Origin of the sequence: Pleurocapsa sp. CCALA 161, assembly GCF_003003995.1 — a bacterium.
Lineage (GTDB): Bacteria > Cyanobacteriota > Cyanobacteriia > Cyanobacteriales > Xenococcaceae > Waterburya.
Genome location: NZ_PVWF01000144.1, coordinates 1 through 9,894 on the forward strand (window position 1 = coordinate 1; position 9,894 = coordinate 9,894).

General features: G+C 39.9%; 8 protein-coding genes and 1 pseudogene. 1 reads left to right on the plus strand and 8 read right to left on the minus strand.

All coding sequences use genetic code 11. From position 1 onward, the window contains the following. From C7B62_RS25875 to C7B62_RS22055, 3 genes are all read right to left on the minus strand, one after another. Nucleotides 1-640, minus strand: a 640-nt coding sequence (locus C7B62_RS25875) for a TonB-dependent receptor (RefSeq protein WP_158260727.1), incomplete at its 3' end; no start/stop codon positions are given. Between the two features lie 194 nt (nucleotides 641-834). Further along, nucleotides 835-1,962 carry a PepSY domain-containing protein gene (locus C7B62_RS22050; protein WP_106242425.1) on the minus strand — a complete coding sequence of 376 codons (1,128 nt, stop codon included), beginning with the start codon at nucleotides 1,960-1,962 and terminating at the stop codon, nucleotides 835-837. Between the two features lie 164 nt (nucleotides 1,963-2,126). Next, entirely contained in the window at nucleotides 2,127-4,646 is a 2,520-nt protein-coding gene (locus tag C7B62_RS22055; protein WP_106242428.1) for a TonB-dependent siderophore receptor, read from the minus strand. A gap of 274 nt (nucleotides 4,647-4,920) precedes the next feature. On the opposite strand from C7B62_RS22055, the pseudogene C7B62_RS22060 reads away from it, so the two are divergent. Further along, a pseudogene (locus C7B62_RS22060) lies at nucleotides 4,921-5,070 on the plus strand (Txe/YoeB family addiction module toxin); the annotation flags it as partial. A gap of 15 nt (nucleotides 5,071-5,085) precedes the next feature. Here the strand turns inward: C7B62_RS22060 and C7B62_RS22065 are convergent. The 5 genes from C7B62_RS22065 to C7B62_RS22085 form a co-directional block, all read right to left on the minus strand. Continuing rightward, complete coding sequence (locus tag C7B62_RS22065) at nucleotides 5,086-6,093, minus strand: AraC family transcriptional regulator (protein ID WP_106242434.1); 1,008 nt, start codon at nucleotides 6,091-6,093, stop codon at nucleotides 5,086-5,088. Between the two features lie 219 nt (nucleotides 6,094-6,312). After that, on the minus strand, nucleotides 6,313-6,861 hold the full coding sequence (locus C7B62_RS22070) for a DUF4334 domain-containing protein (RefSeq protein ID WP_106242437.1): 549 nt from the start codon (nucleotides 6,859-6,861) through the stop codon (nucleotides 6,313-6,315). Between the two features lie 90 nt (nucleotides 6,862-6,951). Continuing rightward, a complete protein-coding gene (locus C7B62_RS22075) occupies nucleotides 6,952-7,626 on the minus strand; it encodes a rhomboid family intramembrane serine protease (protein ID WP_106242441.1) in 675 nt (224 codons plus the stop codon). A gap of 2 nt (nucleotides 7,627-7,628) precedes the next feature. Further along, a complete protein-coding gene (locus C7B62_RS22080; RefSeq protein WP_106242444.1) occupies nucleotides 7,629-7,826 on the minus strand; it encodes a DUF751 family protein in 198 nt (65 codons plus the stop codon). 64 nt (nucleotides 7,827-7,890) lie between these two features. Next, nucleotides 7,891-9,894 (minus strand): copper-translocating P-type ATPase (locus tag C7B62_RS22085; RefSeq protein ID WP_106242448.1); only part of this gene is annotated, 2,004 nt, incomplete at its 5' end.

Below are 9,894 nucleotides of genomic sequence, written 5' to 3' on the forward strand. Positions count from 1 at the left end.
ATATTTCACCCTCAAAAGGCTTGTCGTTAATATCTCTTCCTTTAATTGGTTCAGCAGCATAATTGATAGTACTAAACAGAAATATATGATCGCTTAATTGATAATCAAGACTGAGTTCAGGATAGAAATTATTATTTTCAATTGGTTCAACGGTCGGTAGTTCAGGCATATCTGTAGTGTCGCCAATTACTACATCGAGAGTTCCCTCAAAATTAAGGGATAGGCGATCGCTCAAGCTAATTTCATGTTCGATGAATAACCCTAAATAATTCTTTTTACTAATAAAATCTCTAGCTACATAAGGACTCGGCAGAATAAAATTAAAAAAAGCTTGAGGTGCAAAAGTAGAGTTAATCCCTTCTCCAGAAAGCAAAAAAGGATTTTTATTAATTTCTATGCCCATTGTAGTTGCTTGTTTTATTTCAGTGTCAAACTCTCGATTGGTTTCTAAAATTAGGTTATGAAACTGTTCTAGAGGAAACTCACCATAATCAAATTCTCGTTCTGTTTCTAGTCGCGATCTAGAGATATTTTTAGTGCGATTCCAAGTAACATAAGCTGCACGAAAAGAATTAGTTATTGTCCATGCTTCAGAAGGGCGATTCAGATTGATAATCTGTCGCTGAAAATTAGGTAAAATCGCAGCTTTCCCAAAATAGCATGAGGAGTAATAGTTGGGCGTGAAATAGAGAAAGCTTGTAACTTGATGGGAGTAGCTAAAGCTGTTTGAAGCGTTGCTAAACTTACAAGATTAGTCAATCCGAACCAAAATAAACAACAAATGTGATTCATAAAGGTAATTTAAATTATGAGAATATTTCTTAATAAATCGTCCTAATTTTTAGAGCTTAGTGAAGCAATAATAGGCGATCGCTCAGATTTTCTGCCCTTACGATCTCGCCACATAATAAAACCTGTAATGAGTAAGATTGTATGAGATACTCCTACAAAGACATACATGATGCGAGAAGGTAAACCAGCAAAAGTACCAAAGTGAACAGGAACAAAAGAATCCATAACGCGATCGCCGATTGATTTTTGCCCAGGTAAACTATCTGCTTTAATGATTTGACCACTATAGCGATCGATATAGGCAGATGTCCAAACTTCATTGGGTAATTCTTTTTCTACCCGAAACGTTCCTTTTGGTTCAGTGGGAAAATAAACAGAAGTAATTTTACCCTCTGGCAGGGCAGCATTAGCTTTTTGGATTAATGATTCGGTCAACTGAATGGAAGTTTTACCTGGGATTGCTTTAGAAACTATTTCTCTCTCTTCAGGTGGTTGAGGGCTGAAGGTAGCTGCATAGATAGCAGGAGTCGTCCATGTGCCATAGTTCCAAATAAAGCCTGTGAACATTGCCATCGATAAAAACACCGCAGCAATAATGCCTACAACTTTGTGCAGGTCAAAGTTTAAACGTTTGGCTTTGGCATTCCATTTAATTTTGAAACCGTTGACCAACCTGCGCCAACCAGGCCAAAGGATAATCCCAGTAATACAGAGAATTGTAGTCAATAACCCCACAACACCCGCCACATAAGCTCCTTTTTCCCCACCAAGCAGGTTAATATGAATATTCCATAAGAAAGTAGTGTAGGCATTATCGGGTTTAGGTTGATTAAGAAATACTCCAGTATAAGGATTAATCGAAGCAGAGCTATATTTATCACCTGCTGCCACCCACCAGACGGTGATGGGTTCGGTAATTTCTTTTGGTATTTGTAGGCTTTCGAGAGTAAGCTGCGGAAATGCCGATTGAACCTTGCTTGCGATCGCATTTATCGTCAAAGGTTCTCCTTCTGGGATGATAATAACTTTCTGCTCAAAAAGTGGGGATGTCCAGTGGTGAATAATCAACAGACTTCCCGTCAGGGCGATCGCTGCTGCGAGAATACCGACCACTAAACCGAGATAACGGTGGGCAATAAATACAACATCGCGAATTTGTTTGCTGCTCATGATTGATACTTAATTCAATTTATGTTTAATTCTTTTAATTACTGCGTTGATTGTTTTACTTTTAGATAATCATAAAATTACTCTTTATTCATAATTAATCTCAATTAATTTAAGAAAATAAATGACAAATACTCGCCATAGTGCATAAGGCGATCGCACTATCTTTAAAACTCAGCCGAAAGCTGACCTCGAACTGTAAACGGCGCACCAGGAGTTACACCTTCCTCGTTGCCATCAATAAAGTAGTCAGTGTCAAGTAAATTCTCAAAATTCAACTGCGCCCGCCAATTTTCACGCCGATAGTAAAGCACGGCATCAGTTCGGGCATAAGCAGGGACATCGAAAGTATTCTCTGTATCTCCTGGCTTTTCCCCTTGAACAAATACCCCTGCGCCAACGCCAAAACCTTGAAAACCTCCATCTAAAACTTCATATACTGCCCAAATACTTCCAGTATGTCGAGCAATACCCGCAAACTTAAAACCTCCAAAAACTGGGTCTTCGGTAATTTCAGCATCAGTGAAACCATAGGTAGCAATCAGATTAAAACCTGGTAATACTTCTCCTGTCAAGTCAAATTCTATACCTCGACTACGTTGTTCCCCAACCTGAATCGAGAAATCAGGATTGTCTGGATTGGTAACGAAGTCATTGCGTCGATTGATTTGGAAAGCTGCTAGAGTTGCAGAGGCTCTACCATCAAAAAACTCTGTTTTTACCCCGACTTCAAACTGTCTGCCAGTAATCGGTTCAAAAGGATTCCCCTCTGCATCAGTACTAAACAACTCTGGCAGGAAAAAGCTACTGTAACTAGCATAAAGAGAAACAGGCTCAATGGGTTGATAAACTATCCCCAGGCGAGGACTAAAAGCAGTAACTGCATCTAATTCAAATGATTCTCCAAAGTCAACATATGAATTATCCGTCCAATCAAAGCGACCGCCTAATAAAATTTTAACTTTATCGCCGATGGAAACTAAATCCTGAGCATAGAGTCCAATAATATCAGTTTCAAATGTTGAATCAAAAGTCGTTTCTAGGTTCTCAAAACTTGGTAAATTACCATACTCAGGCTCAAATACATCGATGGAAGAGACTTCCTCGTTAACAACATCTTGATACAAATCTTCACCAGTTTCTCGACGTAATTCTAAGCCAACAAGTAACTGATGCTGCACACTGCCAGTTTGGAACTTTCCTGACACATCCGTTTGCAAAGTATAGCTATCGTCTGTGGTTAATTGATCTCCAGCAGATCTAAGTGCAGTGCGGTTATCTTCATCAAGTTCCCCAAAAAAACCTACTCCTTTTCCTTCTAGTTTGGCAAATTTGGCACGAAAGCGATTTTTCACATTCCAATCATCGCTAAATTTGTGTTCGAGTGAATAACCAACAAAAGACTGTACAAATTCAGTTTCATTGGTTGGTTCAGCAAGATTACGAGAACGAGAAATTTCTCCCAAAGGATTGTTAAAAATTGTCCCTTCAATTGGTAAGGCAGGTGCTTCAATACTCTGTATTTGACCGCCTCTATTATTTTTTTCTTGATATCCTCCTTCTATAGTTAGAGTTGTATTTTTGCCCAACTCGAAACTCAAAACAGGGAAAACAGCAAACTCTTCATTTTCCAAAAAATCCACAAATGAGCCAGTGTTCTCATAAGAAGCATTTAAACGATATAGAATAGTTTTTTCTTCGTTAAGAGGGCCTGTAATATCTAAGCTAGGACGATAATAATCAAAGTTGCCGACTATACCTTCCAGTTGATACCGTGGTTCTTTTAAGGGTTTTTTCGTCGTTAGGTTAACGATGCCACCTGGTTCACCACTGCCATAAAGCACGGCAGCAGGCCCTTTCAATACTTCAATTTGTTCGACATTACTCAAGCTAAAATCAATTCTTTGATTAGGGGCATAAGTACCAACTCCATCAATTTGGATATCTCTTTGACCTGAAAAACCCCGTATTCTAAATTGTCCCGCACCTGCCTGAGTAATACCGCTAGCGTTTCTTAAGGCTTCGTTGATTTCGGTTCTACCCTGGTCTTCAATCACCTGACGAGGAATCACCTGAATCGATTGGGGTACATCTTTAATCGGCGTATCTGTTCTCGTACCTACAGTAGCATTTGGCACGGCATAATTATCTTCTTCCCTTTCTCCCGTGACGACAATTTCAATTTCCTCATCAGCTTGGGTTTGTGCTGTGGCTTCTGGGGTAACGCTTAAGACTAAGTTTTGTCTAGAAGGCACTATTTCTGCCCTCGGTACTTGTTTCGCCCCTGCGATAGTTACCCGAATACTGGTAGCATCTACTTTTCTTACTCGAACCTCTTTTATTCCTGATGCAGGATTGGTTTTGGTCACACCATTCCTAATTGAGAAGGCTAGCGTAGCATCGAGAAGATCGATTACCAGATTATTGCCTTCGGGGAGAATTAAGGGGACTAATTTAGGTTGCCCTGGAGGAGTTGTCAGAATTAACTGTAATCCCTTTGGAGTTTGCTTAAATTCTACTCTCGTAACTCTGGTGAGAGTATTATTCTCTGCTTGAGATAATAGATCTTGAGCATTGCGGGAAACAGATAATAACTCTTCTGGGTTTTTATTTTCTGCTAATCCTGGTATTGTCCAACTACCTAAAAATAAAACTAAAAATAATAATAAACTGCGATATTTTTTCATTACTCCCCAGAGTTATTCATAATGAATATCAATTAGCATAGGGGAAAGCTTAATTCATAGGAAGACCAAAATGACCACTAGACGGAATATTTTGACCACTAGAGAGAGTTTTTAGTTTTTAAATCTAATTGAGGCTACTATTTTACAGCCGTTTCCAATTGAATAGACTACGCTCTTAATTAATTAACTCGCAGCTCTAAGCTATAAGTCATAAGCTTTAAGCCTTTTCTAATCATTTTAATAACTGTGGTCTACTAACGTGAAAAACGCTGTAAATCCTTTTGAAGGTATTGGAAAACCAGAGCATCTCAAATACTTTTCAGGCTCAAGATGGTCGAGACGAATTACTCAAGAACATAGATTAGTTTATCAAGTAAGCTCAGACAAAATTATTTTCTTGCAATGCAGATATCACTATGATTAGATTAGTTGATAATTGTTAATGGGAGCGAAGCGACTGGCGATATTGCTTGGGATTTAGACCGAACTTTTGCCGAAATGCTTGGGCAAAATAACTGCGATTGGAAAATCCTACTTGTTGGGAAATCATCTGAATATTTAAGTCACTGTTAACTAATAATTGTCGCGCCATCTCTAAGCGATGTTGATGTAAATAGCGAAATACTGTAGTGTCAAATACTTCTTTAAATCCCTGCTTGAGAGAAAATTCATTGAGATTTACCTGTCGAGCTAAACTACTTAGAGAGGGAGGATTGTTAAGATTATTAATTGAGATTTCTCTAGCTTGGTGAATTTTTTCAACTTCACTAGGTTTTAGAGAGGATGCAGGAACTTGAGATAAAAACTGTTCAAAGGTTAAGGTGATTAATTCCCAGGCTTTTCCATAGAGATAGGTTTGTTTTAAAAATCCTGCATAGGGACAGTGTAAAATCTGCTGAAGTACTAAATTTATTTGCGGAGTAATTAGCCGCGAGCGATAGAATAGATAATTTTTGCCTTCTAGAAGCTGGCGGATTTCTCGGGGTAGGCGATCGCAATTTTCCTGATTTAAATCTTTAAATAATTGTAATGGGTCAAAATTAAGATAAATGCGTCGAAAAGGTTCTCCTGCTGCCCATGCCTCCGTTTCTGGTAAGTTGGAATGCTCAAGCTGGTAATATCCCACAAATTCCGTTACTTCTTCGGTTAAACCATGATGATGAGTTTGCACCTTTCCAGAAAGATTAAAAATTAAACCTATTTTTTGATTCTCTTCTTCCTCATCACTATAATCGCCTTGCAGTAAACTTTCTGCTACTTCCCATTCTCGAACACTAATACTTAAACCTTTCTGTAAAGGCGTGAAACATTGCCATATTTTCCCAATATGAGGTAAAGTGGCGCGCTCAACGAAATCAACCTCGGTATCTGGACAAAATGCTTGTTTTTGCTCTTCTGCTTGTTGCCACAGTTCATTAAGAATTGATTCAGTAAGTTTAATAGACATGATGGAGCTATGGGAAATTAAGACTATTGAGAAAATATCTCATATTTGAAAGAGTTACGGTGAAAATTTAATTATCAATAAAGACAATAAACGCGATCGCAAAGCAAGTCGAAGACTCAGCTAGTCCTTTAGAGGAGCCTAATCGCAATTAGAGTTCCCACGAACAATCTTAAATAGCGATTGATAGCAAGTGAGTTGTATAGCTAGTGGCAATTTTTGTTAAGTCAGCGATCGCTCTTTTCTATTCAAGACAAAAAAGAAAGGTTGGGGCATTCCTTTAAAATCCATTAATCCCAATACGGTATTGTTATCTACCCTTCTAAAAACATCGTTAATTGGTAAATAATCGTAAATCATCGTCGCGCTGACTTTGCCTCGATATTCCATCATGCGAATTCTGGCTTTACTTTCTTCGGTTTTAAGCATTTTACTCATGGCAATATAAAAAGGTTTGATTGCCTCGTTTTTAGGAATCGGTAAGCTAAGTCCTATGTTCATTACTATCGGGTTAGGATCGACCTTAAAAATATTATTGCCATCTGAAAACAATAAGGGATGGACATGTTCTGCTGAGATAAATTCTTTTCCATACCAGTTAAAAGCTTCTAGTAAACCATCCATCTGATGATTGGTGTGAAACCCTGACCCCTGCCATCTGCCGATCATGAATTCTGGGTCGAGAGGATCTAGTCGATCAAAGAGTTGTAGTGCTGCTTCGGTAGTAGTTTGACCTTGTTGGGCGGTCTGAAAATCAGCTAGATTATTCATGGTTTTATTAAGGATGTAGTAATTTTATCTTGGTAGAACAACGCAAAACCAAACAGAGATGTAAAATAAATTTATTAGCGATCGCGAAGCCTAATCGCTCATCAAACCTAACATTGGGCCCAAAATTGCGCCAAAGATAAAGCCCCCAGAGTGCGCCCAGTAGGCGACTCCAGCCGAAGAGGGCATGCCCAATGATGCCACACTGCTAAATGCCTGCTGAACAAACCAAAAGCCAAGGAAGTAGATCGCGGGAATGCGTACTGTAGTAAAAATTATAAATAACGGCAGTAGAGTGACAATTTTGGCTCTAGGATACTTGATTATGTATGCTCCCATTACCCCAGCGATCGCGCCACTTGCTCCTACCGTAGGGACGCCTGACTGCATGGCAAAAAACCAATGAGTCAAACCTGCTAAGACTCCACAAGCTAGATAAAAAAAGAGAAACTTGAGGTGACCTAAATCGTGTTCAATATTGTCGCCAAAAGTCCAGAGAAAGAGCATATTTCCTGCAATATGCATTAAGCCTCCGTGAAGGAATTGGGAGGTAATTAAAGTTAAAATCTCTGGGACGGGTTGATTAGTAGGTACACCATCAAAACTAGCGCTCAACTGTTGAGGAATTGTGGCATAAAGTTGAAAAAAACCATCTAATCCTGCATCCAAAGTTATTTGGTGTAGAAAAACTACCACGTTGATGGCAATTAAAGCATAAACTACAATTGGCGTGCTGTGGGTAGGATTCTCATCGTGAATTGGAATCATGACTAACTAATTCCCAGCATTGCTTCTAGGGTTAGGTACAAAAGAGAGAACCCACCGACAAAAAAACCCACTAAAGCGATCGCCGTGACGGGATTTTTGAGAAAAGGTTTTAGCTGCTGAAGGAAAAACCAGAAAATCCCCAAAGAAAAGCTAATCAGATAGCGGGGATAGCGAGAAACGTTCTGAAAAAAATCCTGCATTATTTTAAATACTAATAAGTTGTATATTTCATTTATTTATTATTCAACATTGAATAATTAACAATCAACATTTTGTAATTGAGAACTTGTTGTTATTGTTATTCCTATCTCCTAGTTTATTCAATAACAGAGAATTGGTTACGACAATTAAAGAGCTTGATGCCATTGCTACTGCTGCCAACACTGGGGATAACAGTACACCATATTGAGGCAACAAAACTCCTGCTGCAATGGGAATTGCCAAGACATTGTAGGCTGAAGCCCAGACTAAGTTTTGCTTGATTTTATTAACCGTGGCGTGACTTAGTTCCAGGGCTTTAATTACGTCTTGTAGTTGATTCTGCATTAGCACAATATCGGCTGTGGCGATCGCTACATCTGTTCCCCCCTGGAGAGATATACCGACATCTGCCTGTGCTAAAGCTGGAGCATCATTAATCCCATCACCGACCATAGCTACTATTTGGTTATCTTGCTGAAGAGATTGAATTAGCTGCGCTTTTTTCTCTGGCTTGACCTCGGAGAAAACTTGAGTAATCTTGAGCTTGTGAGCGATCGCTTGGGCTACTTCTGGGCGATCGCCTGTGAGCAATACCGTATTTAAGTTCAAGGACTGTAGTTGTTGAACAGTTGCTACTGCATCGGGACGTAAACTATCTTCAATGGCGATCAAACCTTGTAAAATGCCTTGATATGCCAGATAAATTACTGTTTTGCCCGATTTTGCTAAAGATAGAGCCTGATCTTCTTGCTGTTGATTGATTTCAATGCCGTGGTTAAGCAACCATTGTCTATTACCTAAATATGCTGGTTGCCCTGCAACCATCCCTGACATTCCCTGACCAATAACTGTGACAAAATCACTGGTATCGAGTAAAGCTAAATCTTGTAACTGGGCTGCGGTTCTGATTGCCCTAGCTAAAGGATGGTTGCTACCGCTTTCAATGGAGGCAGCGATCTGGAGTAGTTGTTGGGCAGTAAGCTCACTAACAGGTATGCATTCCGTAACTTGGGGTTGACCAATCGTTAACGTGCCAGTTTTATCAAACACCACAGTATTTAGCTGCTGGACTCGCTCTAAAACATCACCACCTTTGATCAGAATGCCCGATTCCGCACCAATACTCGTTCCGACTAAAATCGCTGTCGGCGTAGCCAAACCTAAAGCACAGGGACAGGCAATTACCAAAACCGCGATCGCCAATTTAAGACTAAGTAGCAGAGGAGAAGTGGTTACGCTTATTTCTGCCATTTCTGTCATGGGCATATTGAGGGAATGGAGGTCACTTGTTAATACTGAATCCCAAAGATTTGTCCCCACAAAATACCAAAATAGAAAAGTAATCGTGGCGATCGCCATTACCCCATAGGCAAAATAGCCAGCGATCGTATCTGCTAGCTGTTGTACAGGCGCTTTGCGAGTTTGAGCAGCTTCTACTAAGTTAATAATCTTAGCCAAAGCCGTATCTTGACCAATACCCGTTACTTCGATAGTAATTACTCCCGACTGATTAATCGTCCCCGCACGCACTACATCCGAGGTGGTTTTGACCACTGCTACAGATTCCCCTGTTAGCATCGACTCATCGACAGTGGTTTCCCCTGTAATCACAGTGCCATCTACGGGGATTTTTTCCCCTGGCAAGACTCGCAACCATTCCCCAGACTTCAGTTGCTCTACAGGAATTTCAATCGTCTCGGAGTTTGACTGCTTACCGATTAAACGAGCAATAGGCGGTTGTAACATCACCAGCTTTTCTAAGGCAGCAGAAGCTCGATTACGGGCTTTTCCTTCTAAAGTACGTCCTAGTAAAATAAAGCCCAACAACATGACTGGCTCATCAAAAAAGCATTCCCAACCCAAACTAGGGACAAACAGAGCAAAACAGCTAGCTAAATAAGCGCTAACCGTGCCTAATCCCACCAGGGTATTCATATTCGGCATTCCTTGAGCAAGACTGCGCCCACCGTCAACTAGAAGCGATCGCCCTGGAATTAATAGAGCTAAAGTCGCCAAACCAAAGTGAATCCAAATATTGCTCAAGAGGGGTATGGTAGGTAAGCCCAA